Genomic DNA, 26,018 nt, shown 5'->3' with positions numbered 1-26,018 from the left:
CACTCCAAGATTGTAAATTTTGAAAATTGCTTCAATTTATAAATTGACCTGCAATTTTGCAGTCGTAACTCAAGAGGCTTTATGGAAAAGAAATTACCTACAGAGTTAGAAGTAATGGCTCAGAGCAGTCTGCTCTCCTATATCATCTCTGTATTAAGTGATGAGCAAAAACAGAGGCTTGAACAATTGGCAAAATCCAGACCGATTGAGGTTCCAGCCGAAGGTGCAACCCCAGAGCTAATGGATTACATGAGCGGAATGCAAGATTATATTCGCGATATCATTAAGCTGGGTTTGGGACAGAAGTAATGGGGAAATGGCGGAATCCCTCCGCCATTATCTTCCTTTCCGTAGTAGCCCGTTGGGTCGCTGCTCATTGCTTATTGCTCGTAAAGCTGCGCTATACGCAATCTTATCAAACTGTTTTAGCGTTGCCGGATCTTGAGGACTTCCCTCAAAGTGATAATGGTTAACCTGCTGTACAGTTACGTTACTTCCGCCACCAGCCTTATCGGCCGGAATAACCTTCCCTGACTGGTTAGGAATGAACACCTGCTGACCGCCAGCCGTCTGGAATATCTCAGACTCACCGTTTTCATTTATTCGGTAGGCATTACCAGCAGAGACGTTGCCACCGTAACGACGGCCTCCGCTATAAGATATCCCGCTGATTGCACTTACCATCTGCCCACCAGCTGCTACGGCCTGAGCGATAGCAGGAATATTTTCAGGCCAGGGCAAAGCCATTGCGTTACCTATCGCGGTTTGCATGTTCAAAGCAGCCTGCGCTACAGCAAAGCCTTTGCTGACTGCAAACATAGCCTGATATGCCGCGCTAGACTTACCAGCTGCTTGCCCTATCGCATCTGCGACTGCATCGAGAGAATCTGACGTAGCACCAAGTAATTGGCTTAGATTTTGTTGGTAAACGCGTTGCTCATTTACAGCAATAGCCATTCTTTGGTTGGCCGCTTGTTGCTGTATGGCAGTTTTGGCATCTTCATAAAGCTGCGTGTTTTGCTTATCGATCTCCTGATATTTGGCTAGTGCTGCCAGTCTCTGCTGTTCTTGGAGATTAATCTGAGCCAGCGGATCCTCAGCAATGCCAGTAATCGCATCAGGCATAACCTTCGCCGCTGCAATTTCCTGTTCTGCGTATTTTTTACCCTGCTCTGCCTGCTGGCGCTGCTTAACAGCATTAGCAGCGTCCCATTCAGCAGCAGCATATTTCCTTACTTCCTCAATTTCCCCAGCTGTAGCGCTTTTATTAAGCGACTGCTCCGCCCTCAGCATTGCCTGTTCGCGGGACAAGTCCTGAGTTGCCCCGGCAGCGGTCTCTGCGCGCTGCTTGTAATCAGCAATTTTTTGAGCATTAGCTTCCATCTGAGTAGCTGCGCTTTTTCCCTGCTGCTCACTCTGCTGCTGCGCTTTGCGTCGTGCCTCCTCAGCTTCCTGCAGATCGTAATTCTCTGCAGCCAGACGTTCAGCAGACGCGATCTGGTTAGGGTTGTCAGTAACCTTAGACGCCGCCATTCTGGCTTTTGCTACTGCTCGCTGGCGTTCATCCTGTATTTTCAAAAGCTCGTTCTGCTCTTCAAGGTTCAGGATTACTTTATCGCCATCGGCAGTTGGGGGGGCGATCTGCAATGATTTGGGATTGAAGTTCTGACCAGCTTGATTGGCCCGGTTGATTTCATCGGCTGTTTTGCCAAAGGCTCTGGCCACAGCCCCTTGCACCTGCTCAAGAGTGGAGCCTTTCTCTATAAGGCGATCATGTACGCCCATTGAGGAGAGCATATTATTATTGAGAGTGGACTCCATATCGTTTCGGGCTTGCGTTGTTCGTGCCAGCTTATCTTCAATGTCAGCGCGATCTCGTTCTTTTTGATTAATTTCGTCAGTAAGTTTTGCAGCATTTTTAAGAAGACCATTCCCCTGCTCAGCAGTCGTGTTGTACCCGCTCCCTTTTTCTATATAGTCATCGCGTTTAGCCGTGAGATCTTCAATCTCCTTTTTTAAATCAGCAACTGCAGCCCCCTGGCCTCTCATGGCAACGCTAGCATCAGCAATAGCGCCACGAAGCTGAGTGTTGCTCATTGTCTTCATAGAACTATTGAGCTTGTCCAGCCCGTCAGCGAAAGCAACTGCCTCTTCCTTCGCCTGCTTGGCAGTTTGCCACCAATAAAGCAGTGCGGATGCGGCAATCATTGCTACACCCGCTGGGCCGCCGATCAGTGAAAGAGCGCCACGAGCAAGGCCAAATCCCACCGATGCAGCGCGTGCCGCAGCCGCAGCTCTGGCAGAAGCTGCAGCCTGGGCGGTTTCTGCTTCCACCAGCGCTAGCGAAGCAGCCCGGGCGCGGGATTTCGCTGCGCTAAGGTTTTCCAGTGCCGTCATTTCGGCGTTACTTCCACGCGCGACATTCAGCTCAGCCTGAGCCAGCGCAACGGCTGAGAATGCCGCTTCTTTATCAGCAAGGGTTTTTCTTTGCGCTGCGTTAGCCGCAATAAGCAGCGACTGGGCAGACTGGTTCTCTGCCGCTGTCTGCTGACGGGTAGCAGCAATTGATTGCAGCTTCCCGCTGAGAGCATCCTTCAACGATCCGGCGTAACGTCCAGCCATTACCAGGGCGAAAGCTTTGGCAGCGAGTGTTGCGCTGTCGATGTAGCCCGACATAGCCTCGGAGTTCTCAGAGAAACTGAGGATCGTATCGGCGGCGGTAATGATGCTGTTGGTGAAGCCCTGAATCACTCCGGTCTGCCCTTCGACTGCCACCAGCATAGCGGTAACGGCGGTCCGCATCCTGACGCTGGCATCGACCAGATTATTAGACATGCCAGCAGCTGCAGCTGTGTTTGCATCGAGTGATTGTTTCAGACCTTCGGTAAGATCCGAAGCTGTAAGCTTACCTGAAGCTCCAAGGGCGCGGATTGCTGCTGCTGATTTACCACTGGCTGCTGCAATATCGTTAATGACTGTCGGAATGGCAGTGGTGATGGATTCCCACTGGTCGGCAGATACGGTGCCGGTGTTTATCGCTTTGGTGAAGGCACTAATAGCAGAATCAGCACGCTCGGCAGACGCGGCGTTCTTCACGAACGCGTAAGACATGGAGTCCTGAACGTCGATCGCCTGTTCGGTGGAGTACCCCATGCTGCGCAGTCCGTCAGCACTGCGGATATAAAGCTCCTGGGCCTCTGCCAGCGATCGATAAGTGCCGTTAGCAGTATTAAGCAGGCGCTTCTGTACGCGCTCGAACTCATCCTGGCTGGAGGTCGCCATCTGAACACGTTCGGCCATCTCCTGGTAGCTTTGCACCATGCGGGCCATTTCACGCAGTGCAGAAACCGCGATCAACGCTTTGAGGGCAGATGCCAGCTTGCTAAGCCCGGTATTCAGCCCGTCGGCAGCATCATCCGCTCTCTCAAAGCCGCGCTCCATGTTATTGGTGATGGTTTCTACCTGCTTATCAGCCTGTAACAGCGCGTGTGTATCGGCTTTGATCTCGTAATAAATGCCGCCTACGTTTTCCATTTACTTTCTCCAGCCAATAAAAAACCCCGCCGGGGCGAGGTTTGATGTGAGTTCACTATATTTACTACGAAGACTCATTCTTTTTTTGAATATAATCTTGAATATTCCGCGCATTGACACATGACGGTTTCGTTGCAGAATTGCCGCCTGATTCATCAAGTTTGTCACATAGCGCAGCAATATCTCCATTATTTTTCACCATGAGCATTAGCTGAGATGCTAACTTGCTACAGTCACTGGAATGAGGGTTGTCTTTACATATCGAAAAGATAACGCGTTCATATCCTGCTGCATCCATTTCTGCCGCCGCCATTGCCCCGGAGGCAAAGCCTAAAACGAGCGGAGCAACCAACATTATACTTTTCAATTTTTTATCCCCATCAGTAAAAGACGAGACTAATCCTATCAGGTGAGTGCGTCAGCGCAACGTGATGGATGATTTTTTGATTTCAGGTGAGGGATACAAAAAAGCCACCCTGAGGTGGCTTAATTATCAGTTAGCGTTTTCGCAACCCGGCTGGCCACGATCAATAACTTCAGTACCTTCAACGATGAAACCAAACTTACCGACCAGGAAAGAATGGTTAAACTGAGTTACTACAACGTCTGATAACGCAACTGAGCAGCGGTTTCTTTCGATTGCTCTGTCAATGGCAGTTTTCACGTTAGGGATCCCAAGCGGGAAGAGCACTACTGGAGCGGAGTCCTCTGCTTTAACGCGAGCGCCTTTGACAAAATTATTCGAGTTAAGATTATAGTTTTTGGTACTCGCTACGGTTAAATCAGCTACGCGAGAACTACATCCTGCCAACATCATCACTACTGCGGCTAAAGCCAATGCCTTTTTCATTTTATGTTTCCTTTGATTGCAATCAGAAACATCTTAACATCACTTCCCTGCTATTGACGGCCTACCAAAGTTAGTAGAAGTGCTTAGTTCAGTTTGAATTTTAGACGGATGTAAACTAATGGGAATTCCTTTGCCTGTCGATTTCAACCATCTTGTCAGCCCAGTCCATGACCTCATCATAGGCCTCTTCCGTCGGGATCTTGTCCTTTTCTTGCGTTGGAAACTTGGCGTTCATTGCGGCGCGGAAACTGGTCATTGTCATGTTCCAGGCGTCCGCCTCGCTCATGCCGAGGTGAGCAACAGCAGTGTAGACGAATGACCGGGCATCAAATTTATTAGAGTATTCATTATTTCGGCCCTTTAGTTGCTCCGGCGGCTGATCGCCCATGACGCCGTGGCGGATCAGATGCCTCGCCAGCTCTATGACGTCGTGAACTGCCAGCCGGCCGGGTCGATACGACAGTTTGCCTTTTGCGGTAATGATGTACACACCTATTAGCTGGCTGATGTTCTCTGTGCAGCAGGCGGTAACCACCCGGGCCGCTGCCGCTGCCATTTCTGCAAAGCAGCGTGCCAGCACGTCGCGCATAATAGCCGGCTCGCTAATGCGGTGCGTCGGGTAGTGCCCGGCGTGCACGGTGACGAATAGCCTGACGATCTCCTCCGGCGCGCCGATCCGCGACATCGCCAGAAAAGAGGGGTTGAGGAATATCTCGCGGCCACCAGCGCGGATCACCGCCTGGCCGATATCAGTGATGACCTGCATAAAACCTCAAGGGGGCCGAAGCCCCGTAATTAAGCAGTGACTACGACGTTCGCGAAACCAGACGATACGCTGCTGGCCGTTGGGGATGATACGACGCAGGCGTAAGTGCCATCGTCTGCCGCAGTCACACTAGCTTTGGTGTACGTTGCTGACGTCGCCCCGCCGATATCCTGACCGTCCCGCTGCCACTGATAGCTCAAAGTAGAACTGCCGCTGGTGGTGGCCGCCACGGTCAGTGTCAGCGTGTCGCCCTCTTCGAGCGTGCGGCTCTGTGGCTGGGTCGTGATAGTGATGGTATCGCCCACGTCGCGCACATCGACATTGCCCGCGCTGGAGGCTTCCAGCGACCAGGTAGCGACATCATCGTGGGGCGCTTCGTCCTGCCAGCTCGTGACAAGGAACGGCCCTTCGGTGATATCCAGCGGGGAGATGATCTTCAGCCAGACATACGGCTGGTTGCTGGTTTCCGCTGACGGGCTGTAGACGTGGCGCTTTATGGCCCGCTGGCCGTAGATCGCCTCCTTGCGGCTCACGCCGTCACCTGAGAACGACACGTTCTTATAGGTGGTGACGTTCTCCTGGGTAAACGCCGCGCTCTGGTCGCCCGTTGCGTCGGCAGTCTCCCACTCCACGCCCGTGGTTTTGCCGCGCATCATACCGAGGCGCTTGTACTGGTTCGCTGCTGGCTGAACCTCAGGGCAGCCGATCGCGTAATAAACGGCGACAGCGAGCCCTGTGAAAGCACCTGATTCACATCCGGCCATAAGTTTTTACTCCGTTACTGGGAAATGATGGTTCTGAAGTTGATTTCGAAGGCCACACGGCCCTCTTCGGTTCTGAAGGCGGGAATGCCGCCGACTGGCTGCATCAGGATGATGCATTCGGTCTGATGCTCCAGGCTCATGGCCCGGCGGATGGCATCAGCATTATTTTCCACGGCATCGACACCGGGATCGTTCTGGCCGGCCAGCAGGATGATGCGGAAATAGTCGCGGGAGACCGCCTCCTCGTCACTTCCTCCGCCGTTCTGCTGAATGATGAGGTAGCGCTCGTTCTGTGAATCCGGCCGTTCAGAAAAAAAGCGCTTCTGCACGCGATAGCCCGTATCGAAACCATGCTGCTGGAGCCAGGCGCGCAGGGCGTCATACACCTCGTTGCGGGTCATAGCTTGTACCCTCGCCGTATGGTGGCCCGGATATCGTTTATTCCGTCACGCTCGAAGCCTTTACGCAGGAAGTCGGGCTCGCCGTTCGGATCCCAGTAGTTGCCGTTGCCGTTCGCGCGCGGCTGCCCTTTAAGCGTGCCTGGTGCTGCGTTGACCAGGGCTGCATAGCTGGCAGTAAAGCCAACACGCCCGGTCATGCCGCCGGGGATGGGGCGTAACTCACGAAACTGGCTGTTCACTAGAGTGGAGGTATCCATCGGCGTTATCTGTGCTGAATAACCCATCCCGACTATCATCACCTCGGTGATCACCCGCTCTGTCACCGGCCCGGCAACCTGACCAAGCAGTTTCTTGGCGTTCATTTGTACGCGCTTAATGCCTTTTACGGGCATAGTCACCTCATGTCATGATTTGGTAGTCAGGGTCTTCGCCGAAAAAGCTCATATCATCGCTGCGCACGGCAACAATTTTGTAAGCAAATGCCTTAAGCGGATCTGGCTGACTCCTGGTATCACCATGCGCGATATAATCATCGCGCTGCGGCAGGCGCATCAGCACACCGTTCAGCTTCGACTCGGTATAGATAGTCTGCTGACAGACGAACTCTTTCCCGCTGTCGTCCGTCACGGTTTTAGCCTCGGATTCCCATGTACTCGCTATAAGGTAGGGTTCACCATACTGATAGCTGTTGCTCCAGTCGTCATAACCGTTAAGTGGATAAACAGTGCAGAGGTTGGTGTAGACCCATTCTGATGTGGCGCTCAAGGCTCCTCCCAGCGGATGATTTCCGGGTTTGTGGCGGCGATCTCACGGCAAAAGATGAACCACTCGCCGTTGCTTTTGACGTAGCCGGTCACCCTCCTGCCGCTGTCAGTCAGCACCCAGACTTTCGTAAACGGCTCTGGCAGACGCTGCTTTACGGATATCAGGGCCATCAGCGGCCCCCGTTGCTCATGCATCCGCCCTTGCCGATCCAGATGCCGCCGAACGCAGGTGCAGCAGTCGGATCGGGCGGGATTAGCGCCGTCGCGCAGCCGTGTTTATCCAGCCCGCGCAGCAGGTTCAGCGCGCCTTTCCAGCGATCGGAAAAAGACTGGTAGCGGAACGACCGTGAAGCGCCGTTTGGCGCGGTCTGGCTGGAAAGATATTTATCACCCTGCCCCAGCCCCATCAGCGCCAGCAGATAAAGCTGGATAAGCATCGCTGTGGCGGCCGGATAATGCAGGCTCAGGCACGTTTCGATGCCGTTTACCTGCTCCACCAGCGCCGCCAGCAAGAAATCAGGCAGGGTAATCCCCTGACCGCTTAGGTACTGCTGCGCCTGTTCGGGATTTACCATGGCTGACTCCTGAAATAAGAAGCCCCGCCGGAGCGGGGCATAAAAAACCGCCTGCGCGGCGGCTGTTATTCAGCTGGGAAGAGTGTTTCGAGCTCGCCTTCCGGCAGCAGCTCAGACAGCTTTTCAGCGCCCAGGGTGCCTTTGAACTCGATACCCAGTTCCTTCAGGCGATCGGCGATAATCTCCTTACGGGATTTGCCGTCATTGCCATTGTTGCCCGCGCCGGGCGTTGCCGGGTTGAGCGTGCCACCAGCATCGCCACGCATCAGCCGGACGTTTGGTTTCAACGCCGGGTGAAGGCTTTCAAACTCCACCACATCACCAACCGTCACGCCGTGCCAGGGGCGAATTACTTCGTACTTAGCCATGAATTCTCCTTAGCCCAGGTTCGCGCCGTAAAGCACACCGGAGTGGCCTTCGTCGTCACGTTTGATCTGCAGACCTTCCGCAGACATGATCTGGAAGTTGTAGTTGCTCTGCGGCAGTGGACGCGGCAGCGGAATGACACCGACGGCCATACCAACCAGCGGCGCAACCACATCCTGACGGCGCTCGTAGGCGAGGAACTCGTTACCCTTGAGCGCGTAGGTCATGCGGATATCTTTCACCGGCATAAACTTGCGGATGGCATCCAGAACGGAACCGCTCACGATGGCATTAGCGCCGTTACCGACCTCAATCGTGTACGGCCTGGACAGGTTCGCCATGATTTCCGAGCTCAGCCACAGGACATCATAGGCGGTGACCTGGTTCGCCTGGGCAGTCAGCCCGAACGGGCCAGCAGGACCAAAGAATGCCAGCGCCTGCGCCGGAGTACAGGTGGTGAGATCGATGTTTACGCCACCAGCGCCGGAGCCGAGATTAATTTTCGCGGTGTTGCGGTGGTTACGCAGCCCCTGAGACTGGTAATTCTGCACCTTGATGCTGGCGTTACCGTCCAGGTAGCCCTTAACGCGACGCTTATGGAACTTGCGCATCTTGGCTGCCTGCGAATCCAGCGCGATATCGATACCAACCGTGTTCAGACCAGCAGCAAGACGCCAGTTCACGCCATAACCGGCGGTATAAACCGGCACAGGGTCACCGTCGCTGTCGTAGTCGGTGTGATCGAAGGAGTACGGCGGCTGACCATCCAGGCTGACCTGCACATCATCAGCAATATCGCCGACAACGGTGTACAGCTTCGCGGTTTTGCCGATGTTCAGGACCTGCATAACGCTCATCAGGTCGTTAACGATCTCCATACCGACCTGCTGATCGCGCAACTGAATAACCTGACGATCGATTTCAGCCCAGAACTCACGCCCCAGACCATCACCCGCCAGGGCATTGGCCGCCAGCGTTTCGACATCCATTACGCCGCGGTACTGATTGACCATAAGCCGATGAGAGGTATCCCAGATATTGCGCTGGGACCAGAGGGAGTTCCAGTGCTGGTGCAGGCGACGGTTAGTCGCCAGGGTTTCACGGGAAAAATACATGTGCGTGTGTCCTTAAATTATGCGCCAGCGGCTGCGGCTGCAGTGCCGACACGCATACGAACGCGGATGAAATCGGTAGCGCCTGCCGCAATGGTGGCTTCGTCCTGGCTGTAGCCGACCACCGCATCGGTGTCGTCGGTGGCCAGCGTAAACTGGCCAGCAGCACCAAGCTTGATCGGGCTGTCTTTTTTGTACGCGCCGGGCACGCAAAGCAGAGCCAGCTCGCGCCCTTCTTCCACGTAGTTGCCCACGGCGGAATCGCCTTCCGGAATAGCGTCACGAATGCCCAGACCCTGATGGTAAGCGCAGTCGATAATGTAGAGGCGTCCGGTCAGCGCAGTAGCCTGCGCAAACTCCTCTTCGCCATTGATGATTGCCGCGGTGCCCGGCAACAGGGCAGAAGCAGTGGTACGGGTTTCAGTCCTGAAGAGCGACTGCCCGTCGATATTTACGCGACGATAGCGGGATGCCATGCGCGATCTCCTTTAAAGTTAGTTGCGGGCCGGTTAAGCAGGAAGTTAAGCCGGGAAGTAAGTGGACGGATCCGGAGCGCCGGTTTCGGCAGGCATCTGCGCCGAGTTACCCGCCAGTGGCGCGGCAGTGCCCAGCTTGCTGAACATCTCTTTCAGTGCCGGACCTGACAGGGCATTAGCCACAAGCTCACCGTGTACCGCCTGCACAGCGTCACGCATCGTTTTTTCTTCAGCGTGGGAATTAGCAGTGAGGGTTTCGGCAAGCTGCTGGTGGTTGGTCTGAAGGGCTGTGATTTGCTCGGTTACAGGCTTCAGCGCATCGGCTAAATTAGCGGCCAGGCCCTTGCCGATCTCAGTAATCAGCTCTTGTTTTTCTTCATTGGTTAAAGGCATGTCGCCCTCCGTTTGGTGGTTGGTTGCAGGCTGGTCCTGCGGAGTGAAAAGAGATTTAACTTTGTTGGCTACGACGGTTACCCAGGACTCCTGGCGGGCTACCGGCGTTCCGGTGTCGTCGAAGGTGATCTTCCCGCCCTCTGACGTGTAGCTGAACACCTGGGCATTGCCCCCGTTGCGGATGATGACCACCTGACTGTCGGTGAAGTCGGCCACCCAGGCGTATTCGTTCTCGCCGGGCGCAAACCTGGCCTTAGCCGCACGGTCGAGGCGCTGCTCGCGCTCCCGGTATGATTCACCCACCAGCGCGCCGGAGTTCGCTTTTAACGGCGTGGCAAGGTCTGCGTTGACCATCAGGCCAACGCCCTTCTCCGGTCCCGCTGCGGGTAGCTCGTGAAGCAGGATGGCGTCGTGGTCGATGGCATGGATTTTCACCACCCACTTCGCGCCCTGGTCCTGCAGGTCTTTGGGTGCCGGGGTGCGCTCACGAAAAACGGCGACGCTGGACCAGATCGGATCGGTTGTTTCGCCTTTCTCGATGGCCTCAATACGCTGCAGCAGCTCAACGCCGCCAGGGGACTCCATGGCTTTGTTAACGTCGATCCATTTTTCCGCATAAACGCGGTTGCCCTGCAGGCTGACGTTGCGGTTCCACGCGCCAATAAAGCCCACGTTCAGCCCCTCAGGAGAGAATGCAGAGACGAACTGACCATCCACCATCGGATGCCCCAGCGGAGCCAGTGTGCCTTCCAGGGTCCGGTAGTTCGCGCTGATCTCCGCCTCCGGATAGAACTCTTCGTTCATGATGACGTTGGCAGGCAGGGTATAACTCGGGATCACCACGTGCTCACGGTCGTTGTAGGTTTCGCGGCGAATGGCTTTGTTATCGACCTTATGGTTGATATGAATCTGAGTTGGCATGCTGATTTCTCGCTGTTATGCGGCATGGTGGTGACCGCAGCCGCAATGTAGGTGGTTGGCGACAAGCCCGGCTTTCTGAGCCTTCTCCAGCCGCTTCTTCGCCATGTCGATGACATTCGGGTTTAGCGGTTTGCCGTCGGCATCCACCAGCACCGCTACCTGCGTGCATTTGCAGTTAATGGCGTTACCGTCAACGCTGTACCAGTCCCGCACCTCTTCGGTGGTGTAAAGGTGGGCGTGACGTAGCGCGTGCTTGCGGCGTGTCGTCGGGCTGAGTGCGGAGAGGTGCATCTGCCGCGTCATGATGCCGTACTGGGCCTCGGCCTCATCCGACTCATCCCAGCGGGCGCGACGCAGCGCCGTGGTTATTTCGGTCCGGGCGATACGCTTTGCGCGCCCGATTTCCATCCCGGTCTGCTCAGTAAGTCGCTTGGCAATATCACGGGGGTTTTGCCCTCGGCCCATGCCGTCGGTAAGGATCCGCGCCATGTCCGACTTCGTCCGCGCGCTGAGGTTTTTCATCTCCTCAAATACACGGGTGCGCACCAGCAGCAACCGGCGCTGATAGGGTTCGCTCAGCAGCAGTTGCTGGAGATTCTCCCGCCCGGCGGCGTACACCGCTGACTGCTGCGACAGACTGGCGAACTCCTGCGCCGTGCCGCGCTGGTACGCGTGATTAACGTAATCGCGCCAGAACCAGAAATTCGTTTCGTTACCGCCATAGAGGATCTCATCCACCAGCGCGGAGGCGTTCTCCAGCAGCATGGACAGAAGCGAGGTATCAAGGTCGAAGGTGTAGCGAAGGTTTACTGCTGGTGATGCGGGTATGCGGTCGAGGATGCCATGGTAGGCTTTTGCGATACGCTTGATCCGCCTTGAGAACTCATTCATAGCGCCGCGTTCGAGGCGGTCTGCCCCCGTCGGGTCGCTAAGATTTCCGGGCAGAATCGGAGGTTTTATCCTCTTCGTCTTCTTCTTCATCATCATCCTCTCCCAGCGGTTCAGGTGATCCCTCATACCCGGCGGCCACGCGGATTTCCTCGCCCGTAAACGGCTGCTCACCACTGGCTACAGAAGCGCTGTTGATCTCGGCCATGAGTTTGGCGGATGCCAGCTTCTCAGCGCCGGAGCTGGCGTTCAGGTCATCCCAGATAACCGTTTTCTGTGGTACCGCGTCGAGAATGCCCAGCAGCACCAGCTTGTCGCACAGGTCCTCAATATCAAACGACAGATCGCCGCGCCGGGACTGGCAGCGCCCATTGAAGTAGCGCTGGTCCTCAGTACTGGCCCGCTCGCCCGTCTGCATGCCCACAAGGATTTTCGTCGGGATATCCAGCGCGGCGGCTGCCGTCTGGAGGTTAACGTTGTAAGTTGGCCCGGGGTCGGCGACAGACGACACCAGCGGCGTCACCGTTGCGCCCTGGGTGGTCAGCAGCGCATCGTTACCGCGGTTAACCTCAACAGCAGCTTCGTTGAACTTCTCCTGCAGCTCATTGACATCGACGTTGTACATCGAGGCCAGATTGCTGAAGTCGATCTCTTTATCGAAGTTGATATTCAGCTGGCGCGCTGCGTTCTTCAGGAAGGATTCGCCGCTGCCGCCCTCCACTTTCTCCAGGCTGACGAAAGCGTTATAGGCTGGTTCCAGAAAGCCGATTGCGTCCGCTGAATAGTCGCCGAGGATAAAAACACGATCAGGGTGCACATCCACGCGCCGGGTACTGCCGTTCGGCAGACGTTCAACGTATTGCCACATCTTCGGCTGCCCGTAAGTGCGGGAGTTCAGCCCGGTGTCCCATACAGAAGGCACCAGTGCGCCAGCCCAGGCAACAGTGATCTTTTCAAGTCCTTTGCCTTTGATGGCGGGCTTATTCCAGTCCAGATTGTCGCGAATGTGCAGCAGGATGCCGGAGTACCGGCCCACCAGCCGCCGCAAATCAGCTTCAGCGAAGGTGCGCCAGAAGCGATGGGTAAAGACGGCTTTCGCCTTGCTCTCCCATGCAGTTACCTTGCGCGTCTCGTCAGTCTTTTCGCCCTCGATGATCTCCGGATTGCTGAGCCAGCAGGTGCTGGTAATTTTGCGCACCGCGCCATGGGCGATGCCGCCGCGCCGGTAAAGGCTGTAGAGGTCATCGAAAGTCAGATCCTCTTTGAAGCCATACTCGCACCACGCCGTGCTGCGCTTTGCATCCAGCCCCATCGTTGGGTTAGCCGCCAGCATACGGGCGCGCGCAAGGCTGGCATCGGCCAACGCATGGTTGACGGCCAGTTGAAGGTTATTGTTCATGTCGGGGTCCGTTTGGTGGGGTTAAGGCAATAAAAAAGGCCGCCGAAGCGACCTTTTTTCACAGTGTGATTCAGATAAGCTTAATTTTCACTTCATAACCTTCAAGACCAGTCATAGTTTCATTAGGGATAAACTCTATCTCAGAAACCTCCTTCCCTGACTTTTTACGTATTTCAGCAATTTTCTTTGAAATGAGAGCAGCTATATCCGCTTCGGCCTTTTGCTTTTGATCTTCGATGTTCATCATAACCTCTTAAGATTTATCTAAGCTTCAGTAAGATAGTCGTCTTACGAATGCTACATCTGCACATAACTAATTATAAATTATGGTTATCGTCCTTGCAGACGTTTGGGAATCATCATGCCTATCGGCTGAGCGCCGCCGAGTTCGGTGAGTGCATAAACCGCCGCATCGAGACGGTCAGGCGACTTTTTGGCAGTGGCTGGCACGTACTCCATCAGCTGATTTTCCAGCACATAGAGATTACCGTTGTGCGCAACGCGGCCCTGCTCATAAAGCGCAGATATCGGTTCAGCGCGGGCGTATTTCCCCTTACTGGCATGAACACGGATAATGCGACCTTTGTACCCGGCATTACGCAGCGTTTCCTCGGCCATATCGCCGCCCTGGTTCGTTTCGATAACGATCGCATCGGCCTCATGCTCTTCGTAAGCCCACATGGCCTTTTTGGCCCAGCCAGCCGGTGAATACTTGCCGCTATAGTCCCCATCAACAGAGAACTGCTTTTTATCACCAGAACCATACGCACTGGCCGCCACAATGCCGGATTCGTCGCTTTCATCGCTGTTAGTTGCCTGCGGGTCGACGGCCACTACAGAGCGAACCTTGTCGAAACGGATTTGCAGGTCGCGGGCGGCGCTGATCATCGCCTCATTCCACAACGCACCTTCCGCATTGAAACGCCGCGGCTTCTGCATGTACTGCGCCTCAGCGGTGCGCCGGTGCGAAAACAGGGAAACGCGGTGTGTCTCGTTGTGCTTGAACGGCCAGAGCCAGCCATCAGGCAGCCCGTGGTCAATCGGGATAGCGTGGGTGTTCTCCGGGTACTGCGCCAGGTAGGACTGGCTGTTGTCGATAAGCACCGGAAGATTAAGGTGATGCCACTTTTCGCCAGAACCGCCACGCAGCAGATAGCCGCTCAGATCGTGATAGTGAATGCGCTGCATAATGACAATCATCGGCGTCGTCTCGATCGCCAGTCGTGATTTGATTGTCTCGTTAAAGCGGTTGTTGACGCCGTCGCGGACGATCTCGGAGTAAGCGTCGTCCGGTTTTACCGGGTCATCGATAATCAGCGCTCCCTGCCAGCCGGGTTCCATGTGCCCGGCGCGGAAGCCGGTAACCTGTCCGGCTGCTGACGATGCATACACGCCGCCGCCAAACTCGTTCCACCACATAGCCTTGCTGTCAGCATCATCGCGCAGCGACATAGGCCACATGGCCTGATAGGCCTGCGATTTGATCATGCCGCGCGCGGTCGATGAGTTAAGCAGCGCCAGCTGGTGGGAGTACGACAGGTGCATGAACCGGGCGCGCTGGTTGAGCGCCAGCCCGCGCCCCATCATGTTGATGGTTGCCAGCTCGGTTTTTGTGTACCCAGGCGGGACGTTAATAATCAGACGCTGAATTTCGCCATCTATCACCCTGTCCAGCGTCTGCTGGATCGCCTGGTGATGTGGCGCGACGATCATCTTTCCGCCGGTGCGCTGCTTAAAGAAGTAGCGCGCGTAATATAATCCATCCTCCACGCATTCAACGCGGCGGGCGAATAGCTTTTGCTCAGCAGTCGTCATCCTCCAGCATCTCCCGCCGCGCAGCTTTGTATTCGTCTTTGCTCATGGTGACTTTCTCGATAGGGCCTCCATTCGGCCCGGAATGCTCAAACTTATGCTTATTGGTGTAGGCGTCGCCCACTTCTTTGGCAGCCTGCTCGATGAGCTGGGATGCCAGCGCAAAGTTCTTCATCGCCTCTGTTTTGGTGGCCATACGATCCAGCGCGCGCAGCCGGTAAGCTTTGTTGGCGATCGGGATATCAGAGATTTCGTTCTGGAAGCGGTCACGGGTGGCGTGAAACAGCTCAACCCATTTTTTTGCCAGTGCCTTGCCGCTGACCTTTGTCGGGTCATGAGATTCGACCTGCTGTCGGGTGACATGTAGGCCGAATTCCTTCTGGACGGACTCAACTACCTGAGAAGGGGTATCGAAGCACGCAACAGCTTGAATGATGAAGGCCTTCACATCAGGTTTCAGTGCAGCCATAAATCACCACTCGTCCTATACAGTCCAATAATTACGCCAGCTTGAGCAGGCACGTTCCGCATGCCCTGGCGATATCCAGATGGGCAACCTCAGCAGGGTTGTTCGCAGCGTCCACCAGCTGCTGCACATCACGGCTGGCACCGTAGCGCCGGACAACGCCGACAAACTCTTCCACGTCGTGACCGCGCAGCTTCAGTTTCGGCTGGCCTTCCCGCGTGAACTTCGGCGCGCCAAACTCATCTGTCTCCTGGGCAATGTGGTACAGCTCATGCTCCACCAGCGCGCAGAACTCCAGATCTGAGCACTGAGCGCAGTAGTCTGCCGCCAGGGTAATGATGAAGTCAGGTATACGCCCGAACCATTCATACATCTGTTGCTCCATACGGGCTTTTTGCCACCCTCCGGCACGCATCATTACCTCTTCCGCCTGGCCCAGTACGGCTCGCCCCTTCTTATCAAAGGCATTCGACGCCCATAGGAAGCACAAATCGGCCTCCAGCAGTTGGGCATGGTCAGGGTTATACAGGTTGCCGTCTTCGCTGAGGATTTCGGCATGCAGCCATTCTTGAACGCCTTCGGCAGGCATGATGCGGATGTACGGTTTGTAGTCAGGGTTCTCTACGAACAGATGAGGCGGATATGGGCGTGAATCTTCAGCCTTCGTTGCCTTCTTCATGGCTGGCCTCGTCCTGCTTATCGGCGTTCTCTGCCGTTTGCTGTTCTGCGGGTTCTTCAGTCTGCTCGGCTGCTGGCTGTTCTGGCGACATAGTTTCTGCCACCAGCGCAAAATGGAATCGTTTGACGTCGCTCGGCGGGAAATACATCCAGTCGCCATTCTCCATGGATAGCGCGACAAAGCCGTTGATCAGCTCAGGCTGCCGCCGAGCCATTCGCCCGGTGAACTCTTCCCGGTCCTGTGTTGTTACAGTGATTTGATAGGTTTCGCTCATGGGTTTGCCTTTAGTTGAATGGCTCGGTTTCGCAGCGCTTCACAGCGCGGCTAAACCTGTTGCACTGACGAGAGAACATCATCAGGCGCGCTTCTCTCGTTTAGCCAGAAACGAGAAAAGGCCGCGATACACTCGCGGCCTTTGTTTAAAACTACCAATGTCTTAAGTTCTGATAATCAGGAGCCACCCGGAATTATCAGCCCCTAAGCAGGCAGTTAGCTCTGACACTCTGGTGTTGGCTGACAGTATCAGAGCTGAAACGAGTGTAGAGACCTTTCAGAATTCCACATGCTAAATATGGATTGCGGTCCGGTTATGTTGTTGAGTGTAACTTTCTAGTGCATAAACCCTACATCATTAGATTATTATGCTGCCAATAAATGCAGTATCTTATTTTTTTGTCGAAACGGCGCGTTGAAGAAGAATAAATTAATGAAAATTATCCGCTAGCTTTCGAGCGCAAGAAAGTGCCTGAAGGCTGTCATTATTCCTTCATTATCGCAGGCGTGATGACACAGTCTTCAAACTGGTAATCGCCATACTCAGTGCGCAGCTCTGCATCCACTTCATCAAAGATTCGGTCATAAAGCTGGCGCGTCGGCTCGTTCTCGAGCGCCCGCACTAAGTGGATGCCCCTGCCTTCCGGGACGGCGGCAGTCGAGAACCGGAACGTAAGTTGCCACACCAACACTTTGTTCAAATCCAAAGGCTGTTTCATATCCCCTCCGCTGCAATAAGCTGCGGTCAGAATAGGTCATTAGATCGGCAATGAGTACAGCACTGGGGTCAGATTTTGAGCGCTGGCACATTTTGATTATCTGTCAAAAAACTTTCCGACTAATTTTCAGTGCAAAAATACTTAAAATCTGCACACTTAATAGCGTAACGATTGTGCATTTGCACACCCTCAGAAACATTTCGGGTTTCCCGTTTCTGAGGGTTTTTTTATTTCACTGCTTTATACCATGCCTGCCAGCGATACTTGTCCAGTCGCAGCTGGCGCAGGCATTGTGCTGTCTCGATGTCCGCCTGCAGGTCTTCGTCACTGTCTGCACCTGCATCACTTGCCCTGCACGGCTCCTGCATCAAATCCGCTGATGGAGTTGGCAGCGTCGATGGCACGCTGGCGCAGCTGCACAGCAGTATCGTCAAACTGGCACACAGTACGATTCGGATCCTGGACATATTTCACCACGTCGCGGGTTATGGTTCGGTAGATGATCCGGCCTTCGTCACTGGCCTGCGCGGCCTTCTGCTCGACTGGCTGAATCGCCTTCTCGGCTTTGGCTTTCTTACTGGCGGCCTGTGCGTTGATGTGGTCAGCGTGGGCGTACCAGCCATTCCGGTAACGTAGCTCGCCATAGGCAATAGAAAGCAGCATCACCACGAGAGCGATCAGCAGAACTGTTCGAAGGCTAAAGGTCATGTTTGCTCTCCGCCAGGCACAAGCTGCGCTCCATCTCGCGTCGGTTCTGAAGGCCTTTCCATTTCATACCACCAGCGTAAACCCAGCGTCGCATCTCTTCGCACGCTCCGGCGTGATCGCCTTTGTTAAGCTTGCGCAGCAGCGTGGACTTGGAGAACGCGTCAGAGCCAACGTTAAAAACGAAGCTGTAGAGCGCGGCGCGTTGATACTCGTTCAGCGGGGCTTTGACCAGACTATCAACCGTCTTCTTGGCTGGCTGGAGGTCTTTCCACAGCAGGTTGTCACACTCGCGATCGGTGTAGGTCTTCCCTTTCACGATATCCCGGCCCGTGTGACCATCGCAGACGGTCCACACCCCGGCGACGTCTTTATAGGCCACGTACTTACGGCCTTCGACGCCATCCTGCCCACCGAGGAACAGGGAGGCGATCAGCATTGCACCGCCACCCGCGGCGGCGATGAGTTTGTTACGCAGGCTGCTGGTCATTGGCATTTAATCTTCTCCGACTTTGACAGCGGGGCCGTACTTCTCCAGCGCTTTTACCTGGGCGTTCGTTACCTTGCGCTTGAAGTACCAGTTAACCAGCCCGGTTATGATGATCCCGGCAATACCTGCCAGTACACCAATCGCGCTCCACTCATCGGGGCTGAACTTTGTCAGAATTCCGTTCACGATGGTGCCGCCAGAGGTGCCGAGGGCGACGCCGGTTACAAGTTTGCTCATATGGGACATATCTCTCACCTCCGATGGGTCGGGGTGCTGTGAGTAGTAAAAAGGGTGTCAGGCATGAGAATTCACGCCTGCTCTTCTGATTTTCAAAGGAATACAGAGATTTATTTCGCGATAATCCTGTCAATACAGTAGGAATAGGGTCATGATGCCTTTTTCTCATACTGGAAGTGACATGAGTGATGAAGACTGGATTATCGGGAGAGCTGTCATTGACATCTTCCAGTCAGCCCCGGAGCAGGAAATAAGCAAAGAATTGCTTACCAAATTTCTCACCGACAAATATGTTGCTGTTTACGAGAGTAGCGCCGAGGTGGACGAAATCTTGCTTTATGAATCAGCATTAAAAAGGGTAATAGATTCTTCAAATTAAACAGCGCCGTAACCAAAAAATAGCACTCTGTAAAAGGCGCCCAATGGACGCCTCTGGAAGAGTGTTATTTCGTTTTCTTGAGCAGCGGCCAGAGCAGCGCTACCGCGCCAGCCACCAGCACGCCGTCAGCCAGGATCGACATCAACTTGCTGGTAAAGTCGATGGCGATCACCAGAAACAGCAGCACGCCGGCAGCAGCCCAGCGAAGCTTAGCCATTACAGATGGTTTTCCAGACGCAGGCCGAGAGCGTTAGCGATCTCTTCCAGCACCTTGCGCTCTTCCGGCTCCACTTCACCGTCCGCCTCAGCAATGGCTACCGCCACGTCGAGAACGTCCTCGGCTTCGCGGGTATCGTGCTTAACGTCTTCAATCTCACGCAGCGCCGCGCGGCGGCCAATCTTGAAGTTAGTGTCCAGCTGGCCGACGATCGTTGCGCTGATGGCGTTGATTTCAGAGGTGAACGCCGCCAGCGATGGCTGGTTGCGCAGCACCTGTTCAATCTTCGCCTTCTCTGACGCTTCACACTCGCCGTCAGCGTATGCCACCAGGTAAGCAGCGTTTACCACCGCCTGGGCCAGATCGCGCTTTTCGAACTTCTTGATGTCGCTTACTGCCTTACGTGCTTTTTTACCGAAACCGAACATAGTGACTTTCCTTTTAGGGGGTGAGCCAGCGCTCAGGATGGTCAGTCCACAGAGACGGTCACACCGACCATCACTCTGGCTCACCTCTGAAAGGCTCTGTGGTTAAAGCGCCGAGCGTGGCGCGGGTATGAAAAAGGCCCGCGTATGCGAGCCTCTGTAAATTCTTTGCCACTGCCCGGAGTGGCCACGCTCATGCCCTTGAGGTGCTGTCGCTTCATCGCCGCTAATAACCGGTGCGCGTCTGGCGGTCGCGCTGCTTTACCGGAGCTAGTTTTAATCTATGAACCCTGACCCATCACTACACAGGCTCGCTCGATGGCGACTCGGGGCAGCATCATGACTGCTGCACTGCCTTGCGGCTGCGGTCTACCCGTTTAGATCTGCATTTTCTGACCCTCCAGAAACGACAAAGCCCCACGGGGTTAACCGCAGGGCTTAAACGAAGGCAGTAACCCATCGTTAGGAAGAAATTAACACAGATTCGGGAAAAGTAAATAGCCCACGATAAAATTGCAGGCTATTTTAATGAGCTCTACCTTGTTATTCGCTTAAGCTGCTGTTCGGCCCAGGCCTCTTCAATGTCGAACTTAGTAATGAGCTGGTCGTAGAAAGGCTTGACCGATTTCTTCCAGGTGTCGAGTGTGATGGCATCAGTAATCTGGCAAACAGCCGCGTATGCCTCAGTAGATGGGATCCGCTCATAGCCACGCCCACTGCAGCGCTTGCAGTCCGTCAGAACTGGTACGCCCTGATCTTCAGTGAGTTCCTGATTAACGGCTTTACCGCGCCCCCGGCAATCATTACAGGCGCAGCTGACAACCTTTTTCCCCTTACAGGTCGGACATAGTACCCGGGCCACTTCCCGCACCTGGCGCTTAACCTCGAAATCACTCGGCGACTGTTTAAGGTCTTTGGCCCACTGTGGGAGCCTCATGGTGTAGTGCGATTTCATCGTGAAAACGTCAGCCTCAATGAACCCTTCCCCATTGCAGCAATCACACTGCTTCACGCTGGCGGCACTGCGCGAATAGTCCTCAAAGGCAAAGATAGCCAGCTGGCGCATCACCAACGGTTTGATCCCGGCGTCCAGCTTGCGCAGCGCAGCCACCTTGTCGCATTTGGTCAGCGCGTACTCGGCCAGCAGCGCGATAGCCCTCTCCCGGTCGTTATGGCTGATCCCCATTTTGCCCAGGAAGGCGCTGTAGCCCATCGCGGCGCGTTCCTGCGTCATGCCCATAGCAGCCATGATATCCGTGCCGGTGAGCGAGTCTGAGCCAGTGGCGCGCGGGGAGTCGCTGATCATCGTCGATTTGGCGAAGTGGTATTTCACGGTGTTTTCAAGGTTCATGCCCTGGTCCCTGCCATCTGGTAAATACGAATAAAGTTACGAAGAATGCGGTAATCCACCAGCACGGAACCCGGGCGGCGGTAGATGCGGAGCCGCTGCCAGCGCATGCGGAGTGATTCGATAAATTCAGGCTTCACGCAGCCTCCTGCTGTTTCAGTTCTTTGAGTTTTGCGCGGTACTCATCGCGGATCCGGATGTGGTCGTCGCGCTTCCATTTCGGTAGTTCATGTGGCCCCATCAGCGCATCAAAGCGGGCCTGGCCAATTTTGGCGATCAGCGCTGGGCGGTATGCGGTCAGGTTGCCGGAAAGGTGGTTATTACAGGGGGCGCACTGGCGATGGCAGTTGTCTTCGTTAAAGCGCAGCTCCGGATTCGCACCAGTGGTGCGAAAATGCCCGGCGTGATACTGCCCGTCATGGTGGCGGCCGCAGCTGATGCATGGAAGATGACGATCACGGTATCGGATGAACTCATTGAATGCCTGCTGGGCTTGTTTGACGAAGTGACTTAGTGGCTTAACAGCCTGGCGGCGTTCGGCATCCAGTGCCCGCTGCTTTTTGGCCTCTTCGCGCTGGCGCTGCTTCTCAGCCCGCATAGCCTCGGCACGTTTCTTTGCGGTCTGCTCTTTGGCTATGACGGTGGCGCACTCGTAGCAGCAGACCACCTGACCATCGCGCGCCGGGTGGAACCACTGGCGGCACTCTTTGTTTGCGCACTTACGGCGGGGTTTCTTTGCCATGCTCAACCCCACGCCTTGCTTTGCCATACCCGGCTCGGGCGCGGCGGATGATTGCCCTCCGGCAGCAGGGCGCTGACGGTCCATGTGATGAGATCGGCATTCAGGCTGCGCTCGACTTTAACCCCGCGGCGTCGGTATTGCTCCAGCAGCTCTTCTGCCTGCGCCGTCGTGCAGTCGGTGTGATAGAACCAGGTCTCTTTCATAGACTCAGCCCCCGAAGTGCATGAGCTGTGCGGCGGCGTTCTCGGCCTCGCGCTGGTCCCGGAATGCTCGGGACAATATCCAGCGCCACAGGACATCGAGCGCGGCCTTGTAGAGCTGCTGAAACTCGGGCTCGTCCATACTGGCGAACGCAATGCTTCTGGGGTGTTTACGAAGGGTGCCGTCAGGCAGCTGGATTGCGTCATAGTGTCCAGCCTCAACGATCACCCATGACCGATAAGCGTCAAACGATTTGCAGATGCTAATGCTACCGGAACGGCGATCAGCAATGCGAGCCAGATACTGCTCAGCGGCATCCAGCAGCGCGCCTTCGCTGCCACCGTATGAAGCCAGAAATTTGGCATAGCCGGTTACCAGCCTACGCTCGTTCGAGGAGATCGCCCCGCCGGTAGGCTCCCAGTATTCGAAGCCGAGATTCAGCAGAGCGAAGAAACGACGGTGGAAGGCCGGGTTACGCAGCTGGCGGAAGTCCGCCTCGAGTACCGCGCCCAGCTTACATTTTGATTGCAGAAAATCACTGGTCTCCGGCGTAGCGGGGATCAGGATTCCTGAGGACTGCTTGATGAGTTGTAACTGCTGCGCCATGGTGTTCTCCGTGGCGCATCGTGGTCAGGTTACCGGTTGTTCAGGCCGGTGTATCATTATGCTATTCAGGCACTAAAAAGGTCAATTGCAGGCTGATAACTCTCTCACGATCTCGATAAGCACTTCTCGCGATGTCACGCGTTCATCCGCAAGGAGATGTTTATGGCCAACCTCTGAGCCATTGTTGGAGAGTAGTACGCGATCCCCGGGTCTGAGATGAAACGAGCATACCGCTGTACCATCGGACCGGACCACCCGGTATAAATACTCCCCCCCATCAGGACACATCTCAGCCACAAAAACCCCCTTCTTTGCTATCAACAAATACGTCCTCCCGGCGGGGAGAAATCGTCCTCATAGAACCAAAATATCAAATCACGCAAATTTCCTAATAGGTTCGCCGGAAGAAAAATAAAAACTCTACTGGAGTGCTTCAACCACACATCGAATACTGTATAAATAAACAGTACACGCAATAATGTTAATGATCAACTTGTTAAACGTTTTAAGAGCCATGTGACGACTTCCTATTCCCTCTGTAACCTATTGAATAAAAAAGCCACAACGTGTGTGGCTTGCTTTCAGTTAAGTCAGCAGCAGCATAAGAAGGATGCCGGATCTGCATAAATTTTATCACTTCACACGATGACCGGATTCATCAACCACCTTCTCACCATCTTCTTTAATGAACGATCCTTTCTGTTGTTCAGGCAGTATATCCAGCACCATTTCCGACGGGCGGCAAAGGCGGGTTCCCAGGGGCGTGACTACAATCGGGCGATTAATCAGGATCGGACTCTGTAGCATGAACTCAACCAGCTGGCTGTCAGTGAACCTGTCTTCTGCAAGGCCGAGATCTTCATAAGGTTCTACATTTTTTCGAATAAGATCCCTCACAGTTATGCCCATATCCGAAATGAGCTTCAGTAACTCCTCACGCGACGGCGGTGTTTCAAGGTACAGAATAACGGTAGGTTCAACACCGCTATTCCGGATCATCTCCAGCGTATTACGGGAGGTGCCACAGGCCGGATTATGATAAATGGTAATATTGCTCATATCAGTATCTCACTACAGTGTGAAAGAGAGACGTAACGCCAGCGCTGCAAGCGTCACAAACAGAACCGGCACAGTCATGATGATGCCTGTCCGGAAATAGTACCCCCATGTAACGGTCATGTTTTTCTTTGCAAGTACATGGAGCCAGAGGAGTGTTGCCAGGCTACCAATCGGGGTAATTTTTGGCCCCAAATCGCATCCGATAATGTTGGCGTAAATCATTGCTTCTTTAATAACACCTGATGCCGTACTGCCATCAATTGAAAGCGCGCCAATGAGTACGGTAGGCATATTGTTCATTATGGATGACAGGAATGCTGTGATGAAACCTGTTCCCAATGTAGTAACCCATAAGCCCTGTTCAGCGAGTACATTCAGCACACCGGACAGGTATTCCGTCAGTCCTGCATTCCTCAACCCGTATACCACCAGGTACATTCCTAGTGAGAAAATCACGATTTGCCAGGGCGCTCCACGCAACACTTTTCCGGTATTAATCGCATGTCCTTTTTTTGCCACAGCGAACAAAATTAACGCACCTGCTGCTGCGATTGCGCTGACAGGGATCCCCAAAGGTTCAAGCACGAAAAACCCGGCAAGAAGGAGCAGGAGCACAATCCAGCCTGTTCTGAATGTCGCCAAATCTTTAATGGCGCGGGCTGGCTCCTGTAGTTTCGACAGGTCATATACCGGTGGGATGTCCCTACGGAAAAAGAGATGCAGCATGACCAGCGTTGCCACAATGGCGGCAATATCGACCGGGACCATAACCGAGGCATATTCTGCAAATCCCATCTTAAAGAAGTCTGCCGAGACAATATTCACCAGGTTCGAGACTATTAGCGGGAGGCTGGCAGTATCAGCGATAAAGCCAGCAGCCATAACAAATGCCAACGTTGCCTGCTTGCTGAATCCCAGCGCCAGCAACATGGCGATAACTATGGGTGTCAAGATCAGCGCAGCACCGTCGTTAGCGAACAGGGCAGCTACAGCCGCACCGAGAAGCACAATGTAAGTAAAAAGCAGTCGTCCACGCCCATTGCCCCAACGGGACACATGAAGGGCTGCCCACTCGAAAAAGCCAGACTCATCCAGCAGGAGGCTGATGATAATCACAGCAATAAACGTCGCTGTTGCATTCCACACGATATCCCATACTACCGGGATATCGTTGACATGGATCACACCACTGACCAGCGCCAGAACTGCACCTATGCTGGCGCTCCATCCAATACTCAACCCTTTAGGCTGCCAGATCACCAGAACCAGCGTAAACAGAAAAATCACACCTGCCACTAACATCGCTTACTCCATCACATATGATTTGCTACATGCATCCTATTTACTTAACACGTGCCTGGTATTGCCGATTTTAACCTGTCGCGGGTTTCATCCCGCAGGCAGTTCCAGGTGTCATCAATAATGGTCGCCGCCCAGGCTGGCATATGAGGAGACAAGCGATAGTGAACCCACTTCCCCTCCCTTCTGTCAGAAACAAGGCCATATTCCCTGAGTATCGCCATATGCCGCGAAATCTTGGGTTGCGACTCACCCATTGCTGCGCAGATGTCACATACACATAACTCTCCCGACTCCCTCAGCAGCATCACAATAGACAGCCTTGTTTCATCGGAAAGCGTTTTGAAAAGCAGAACCGGATGTAGCATTTTTATCTCCGATAGCGTTTAATTACACATATGGTAAATCATATATGTAATTATTTAAACAACCTTCAAAGCTGAGGAATGTACTGTGGAGAATTTTCCTGCACTCGACCCCGCGTATTTTGACAGGCACATCGCAGAGCATTTTCAGGCTCAGAACGCACCTCGCATACTGGTTTTATACGGCTCGGTACGCCAGCGCTCCTATAGCCGCTTTGCTGCTGAAGAAGCCGGCCGACTTCTGACGCAGATGGGCGCGGAAGTGAAGATATTTAATCCGTCAGGCCTGCCTCTTCCTGATGATGCTTCTGAGACCCACCCTAAGGTGGTGGAACTGCGTGAACTGGTTAGATGGTGCGACGGGATGGTCTGGAGCTCACCAGAACGCCATGGTGCAATGAGTTCGGTTATGAAAGCTCAGATTGACTGGATCCCACTAAGTGAAGGCGCTCTCAGGCCATCACAGGGCAAAACGCTTGCTATTATGCAAGTGTGCGGAGGTTCGCAGTCATTTAATGCCGTCAATCAGATGCGGATCCTTGGTCGCTGGATGCGTATGTTCACAATTCCTAACCAGTCATCAGTCCCAAAGGCCTGGCAGGAGTTTGATGAGGATGGGCGCATGAAGCCATCCCCTTGGTATGACCGAATTGTTGATGTCACCGAAGAGCTTTTCAAAATCACACTGATTTTAAAAAACCAGACAGAGTATCTTGCCGATCGCTACAGCGAGAGAAAAGAAAACCATAGTGAACTTTCAGCGCGTGTTAACCAGGCAAAAATCTGA

38 protein-coding genes are annotated in these 26,018 nt (G+C 54.3%); 3 read left to right on the top strand and 35 right to left on the bottom strand.

The annotated features are described in order from the left end of the window. The first annotated feature begins 81 nt into the window (after nucleotides 1–81). Nucleotides 82–309, top strand: a complete 228-nt coding sequence (locus RTM13_RS02435) for a hypothetical protein (protein WP_312209799.1) — start codon at nucleotides 82–84, stop codon at nucleotides 307–309. Between the two features lie 27 nt (nucleotides 310–336). Here RTM13_RS02435 and RTM13_RS02430 read toward each other — a convergent pair whose 3' ends face one another. The 25 genes from RTM13_RS02430 to RTM13_RS02310 form a co-directional block, all read right to left on the bottom strand. Beyond that, on the bottom strand, nucleotides 337–3,534 hold the full coding sequence (locus RTM13_RS02430) for a tape measure protein (RefSeq protein WP_312209798.1): 3,198 nt from the start codon (nucleotides 3,532–3,534) through the stop codon (nucleotides 337–339). A 64-nt stretch (nucleotides 3,535–3,598) separates the two neighbouring features. Next, entirely contained in the window at nucleotides 3,599–3,889 is a 291-nt protein-coding gene (locus RTM13_RS02425) for a hypothetical protein (protein WP_312209797.1), read from the bottom strand. A 138-nt stretch (nucleotides 3,890–4,027) separates the two neighbouring features. After that, entirely contained in the window at nucleotides 4,028–4,384 is a 357-nt protein-coding gene (locus RTM13_RS02420; RefSeq protein WP_312209795.1) for a hypothetical protein, read from the bottom strand. A 115-nt stretch (nucleotides 4,385–4,499) separates the two neighbouring features. After that, complete coding sequence (locus tag RTM13_RS02415) at nucleotides 4,500–5,150, bottom strand: DUF6246 family protein (RefSeq protein WP_312209793.1); 651 nt, start codon at nucleotides 5,148–5,150, stop codon at nucleotides 4,500–4,502. A gap of 29 nt (nucleotides 5,151–5,179) precedes the next feature. After that, nucleotides 5,180–5,914, bottom strand: a complete 735-nt coding sequence (locus RTM13_RS02410) for a phage tail tube protein (RefSeq protein WP_409456022.1) — start codon at nucleotides 5,912–5,914, stop codon at nucleotides 5,180–5,182. Between the two features lie 14 nt (nucleotides 5,915–5,928). Beyond that, nucleotides 5,929–6,315: a hypothetical protein gene (locus RTM13_RS02405; RefSeq protein ID WP_312209789.1), complete on the bottom strand. Its 387-nt coding sequence runs from the start codon at nucleotides 6,313–6,315 to the stop codon at nucleotides 5,929–5,931. Further along, nucleotides 6,312–6,707: a hypothetical protein gene (locus tag RTM13_RS02400; RefSeq protein ID WP_312210126.1), complete on the bottom strand. Its 396-nt coding sequence runs from the start codon at nucleotides 6,705–6,707 to the stop codon at nucleotides 6,312–6,314. Before RTM13_RS02400 ends, RTM13_RS02405 begins: the two co-directional genes overlap by 4 nt. Before the next feature lie 7 nt (nucleotides 6,708–6,714). Continuing rightward, entirely contained in the window at nucleotides 6,715–7,080 is a 366-nt protein-coding gene (locus tag RTM13_RS02395; protein WP_312209788.1) for a hypothetical protein, read from the bottom strand. Beyond that, complete coding sequence (locus tag RTM13_RS02390; RefSeq protein WP_312209786.1) at nucleotides 7,077–7,250, bottom strand: hypothetical protein; 174 nt, start codon at nucleotides 7,248–7,250, stop codon at nucleotides 7,077–7,079. Before RTM13_RS02390 ends, RTM13_RS02395 begins: the two co-directional genes overlap by 4 nt. After that, complete coding sequence (locus tag RTM13_RS02385; protein WP_312209785.1) at nucleotides 7,250–7,654, bottom strand: hypothetical protein; 405 nt, start codon at nucleotides 7,652–7,654, stop codon at nucleotides 7,250–7,252. The genes RTM13_RS02390 and RTM13_RS02385 overlap by 1 nt, the downstream gene beginning before the upstream one ends. A gap of 65 nt (nucleotides 7,655–7,719) precedes the next feature. Beyond that, nucleotides 7,720–8,022, bottom strand: a complete 303-nt coding sequence (locus RTM13_RS02380; protein WP_312209783.1) for a hypothetical protein — start codon at nucleotides 8,020–8,022, stop codon at nucleotides 7,720–7,722. Nucleotides 8,023–8,031: 9 nt separating this feature from the next. After that, nucleotides 8,032–9,135, bottom strand: coding sequence for a major capsid protein (locus RTM13_RS02375; protein ID WP_312209782.1), 1,104 nt, complete (start codon nucleotides 9,133–9,135; stop codon nucleotides 8,032–8,034). Nucleotides 9,136–9,152: 17 nt separating this feature from the next. Beyond that, nucleotides 9,153–9,608, bottom strand: a complete 456-nt coding sequence (locus RTM13_RS02370; protein ID WP_312209779.1) for a hypothetical protein — start codon at nucleotides 9,606–9,608, stop codon at nucleotides 9,153–9,155. Between the two features lie 45 nt (nucleotides 9,609–9,653). After that, nucleotides 9,654–10,922 carry a hypothetical protein gene (locus RTM13_RS02365; RefSeq protein WP_312209778.1) on the bottom strand — a complete coding sequence of 423 codons (1,269 nt, stop codon included), beginning with the start codon at nucleotides 10,920–10,922 and terminating at the stop codon, nucleotides 9,654–9,656. A 15-nt stretch (nucleotides 10,923–10,937) separates the two neighbouring features. Further along, a complete protein-coding gene (locus RTM13_RS02360) occupies nucleotides 10,938–11,903 on the bottom strand; it encodes a phage minor head protein (RefSeq protein ID WP_409456021.1) in 966 nt (321 codons plus the stop codon). Beyond that, a complete protein-coding gene (locus RTM13_RS02355; RefSeq protein WP_312209776.1) occupies nucleotides 11,851–13,209 on the bottom strand; it encodes an anti-CBASS protein Acb1 family protein in 1,359 nt (452 codons plus the stop codon). The genes RTM13_RS02360 and RTM13_RS02355 overlap by 53 nt, the downstream gene beginning before the upstream one ends. Nucleotides 13,210–13,279: 70 nt before the next feature. Beyond that, complete coding sequence (locus RTM13_RS02350) at nucleotides 13,280–13,453, bottom strand: GnsA/GnsB family addiction module toxin (protein WP_312210123.1); 174 nt, start codon at nucleotides 13,451–13,453, stop codon at nucleotides 13,280–13,282. 86 nt (nucleotides 13,454–13,539) lie between these two features. Further along, nucleotides 13,540–15,024: a DNA-packaging protein gene (locus RTM13_RS02345; protein WP_312209774.1), complete on the bottom strand. Its 1,485-nt coding sequence runs from the start codon at nucleotides 15,022–15,024 to the stop codon at nucleotides 13,540–13,542. Next, nucleotides 15,011–15,490: a DUF2280 domain-containing protein gene (locus RTM13_RS02340; RefSeq protein ID WP_312209773.1), complete on the bottom strand. Its 480-nt coding sequence runs from the start codon at nucleotides 15,488–15,490 to the stop codon at nucleotides 15,011–15,013. Before RTM13_RS02340 ends, RTM13_RS02345 begins: the two co-directional genes overlap by 14 nt. Nucleotides 15,491–15,521: 31 nt before the next feature. After that, on the bottom strand, nucleotides 15,522–16,166 hold the full coding sequence (locus RTM13_RS02335) for a putative metallopeptidase (protein ID WP_312209771.1): 645 nt from the start codon (nucleotides 16,164–16,166) through the stop codon (nucleotides 15,522–15,524). After that, nucleotides 16,144–16,440, bottom strand: coding sequence for a hypothetical protein (locus tag RTM13_RS02330; protein ID WP_312209769.1), 297 nt, complete (start codon nucleotides 16,438–16,440; stop codon nucleotides 16,144–16,146). The genes RTM13_RS02335 and RTM13_RS02330 overlap by 23 nt, the downstream gene beginning before the upstream one ends. Nucleotides 16,441–16,924: 484 nt before the next feature. Next, nucleotides 16,925–17,158 carry a hypothetical protein gene (locus RTM13_RS02325; protein ID WP_312209767.1) on the bottom strand — a complete coding sequence of 78 codons (234 nt, stop codon included), beginning with the start codon at nucleotides 17,156–17,158 and terminating at the stop codon, nucleotides 16,925–16,927. A 342-nt stretch (nucleotides 17,159–17,500) separates the two neighbouring features. Continuing rightward, entirely contained in the window at nucleotides 17,501–17,866 is a 366-nt protein-coding gene (locus RTM13_RS02320) for a hypothetical protein (protein ID WP_312209766.1), read from the bottom strand. Beyond that, a complete protein-coding gene (locus RTM13_RS02315) occupies nucleotides 17,856–18,353 on the bottom strand; it encodes a lysozyme (RefSeq protein ID WP_312210122.1) in 498 nt (165 codons plus the stop codon). Before RTM13_RS02315 ends, RTM13_RS02320 begins: the two co-directional genes overlap by 11 nt. A 6-nt stretch (nucleotides 18,354–18,359) precedes the next feature. Beyond that, entirely contained in the window at nucleotides 18,360–18,590 is a 231-nt protein-coding gene (locus tag RTM13_RS02310) for a class II holin family protein (RefSeq protein WP_312209764.1), read from the bottom strand. A gap of 181 nt (nucleotides 18,591–18,771) precedes the next feature. On the opposite strand from RTM13_RS02310, the gene RTM13_RS02305 reads away from it, so the two are divergent. Beyond that, nucleotides 18,772–18,969, top strand: coding sequence for a hypothetical protein (locus RTM13_RS02305; RefSeq protein WP_312209762.1), 198 nt, complete (start codon nucleotides 18,772–18,774; stop codon nucleotides 18,967–18,969). Between the two features lie 64 nt (nucleotides 18,970–19,033). On the opposite strand, the gene RTM13_RS02300 is transcribed toward RTM13_RS02305, so the two are convergent. The 10 genes from RTM13_RS02300 to RTM13_RS02255 form a co-directional block, all read right to left on the bottom strand. After that, complete coding sequence (locus RTM13_RS02300; RefSeq protein WP_312209760.1) at nucleotides 19,034–19,186, bottom strand: DUF3927 family protein; 153 nt, start codon at nucleotides 19,184–19,186, stop codon at nucleotides 19,034–19,036. After that, the gene (locus RTM13_RS02295; RefSeq protein ID WP_268107250.1) at nucleotides 19,186–19,614 is read right to left on the bottom strand and encodes a tellurite resistance TerB family protein; all 429 of its coding nucleotides are present in this window, start codon (nucleotides 19,612–19,614) and stop codon (nucleotides 19,186–19,188) included. Before RTM13_RS02295 ends, RTM13_RS02300 begins: the two co-directional genes overlap by 1 nt. A gap of 532 nt (nucleotides 19,615–20,146) precedes the next feature. Further along, nucleotides 20,147–20,962 (bottom strand): antitermination protein, encoded by an 816-nt coding sequence (locus tag RTM13_RS02290; RefSeq protein WP_312209757.1) that lies wholly within the window; start codon nucleotides 20,960–20,962, stop codon nucleotides 20,147–20,149. Continuing rightward, nucleotides 20,959–21,099: a YlcG family protein gene (locus RTM13_RS02285; RefSeq protein ID WP_042395704.1), complete on the bottom strand. Its 141-nt coding sequence runs from the start codon at nucleotides 21,097–21,099 to the stop codon at nucleotides 20,959–20,961. Before RTM13_RS02285 ends, RTM13_RS02290 begins: the two co-directional genes overlap by 4 nt. Continuing rightward, nucleotides 21,096–21,701, bottom strand: a complete 606-nt coding sequence (locus tag RTM13_RS02280) for a recombination protein NinG (protein WP_312209754.1) — start codon at nucleotides 21,699–21,701, stop codon at nucleotides 21,096–21,098. The genes RTM13_RS02285 and RTM13_RS02280 overlap by 4 nt, the downstream gene beginning before the upstream one ends. Nucleotides 21,702–21,703: 2 nt before the next feature. Continuing rightward, the gene (locus RTM13_RS02275; protein WP_312209753.1) at nucleotides 21,704–21,904 is read right to left on the bottom strand and encodes a hypothetical protein; all 201 of its coding nucleotides are present in this window, start codon (nucleotides 21,902–21,904) and stop codon (nucleotides 21,704–21,706) included. Between the two features lie 4 nt (nucleotides 21,905–21,908). After that, nucleotides 21,909–22,508: a DUF1367 family protein gene (locus RTM13_RS02270; protein WP_312209752.1), complete on the bottom strand. Its 600-nt coding sequence runs from the start codon at nucleotides 22,506–22,508 to the stop codon at nucleotides 21,909–21,911. A 633-nt stretch (nucleotides 22,509–23,141) separates the two neighbouring features. Next, a complete protein-coding gene (gene arsC / locus RTM13_RS02265; protein ID WP_312209751.1) occupies nucleotides 23,142–23,567 on the bottom strand; it encodes a glutaredoxin-dependent arsenate reductase in 426 nt (141 codons plus the stop codon). 12 nt (nucleotides 23,568–23,579) lie between these two features. Beyond that, nucleotides 23,580–24,869 (bottom strand): arsenic transporter, encoded by a 1,290-nt coding sequence (locus RTM13_RS02260; protein ID WP_312209749.1) that lies wholly within the window; start codon nucleotides 24,867–24,869, stop codon nucleotides 23,580–23,582. Between the two features lie 44 nt (nucleotides 24,870–24,913). After that, the gene (locus RTM13_RS02255) at nucleotides 24,914–25,234 is read right to left on the bottom strand and encodes a metalloregulator ArsR/SmtB family transcription factor (protein ID WP_312209747.1); all 321 of its coding nucleotides are present in this window, start codon (nucleotides 25,232–25,234) and stop codon (nucleotides 24,914–24,916) included. Nucleotides 25,235–25,319: 85 nt separating this feature from the next. Between RTM13_RS02255 and arsH the strand changes: the two genes are divergently transcribed. Beyond that, entirely contained in the window at nucleotides 25,320–26,018 is a 699-nt protein-coding gene (gene arsH / locus RTM13_RS02250) for an arsenical resistance protein ArsH (RefSeq protein ID WP_312209746.1), read from the top strand.

The organism is Pseudescherichia sp. (genome assembly GCF_031979925.1).
Classification (GTDB): domain Bacteria; phylum Pseudomonadota; class Gammaproteobacteria; order Enterobacterales; family Enterobacteriaceae; genus Pseudescherichia.
Note: the sequence above shows the minus strand (reverse complement) of the source record. Positions and strands in the feature narration are given on the sequence as shown.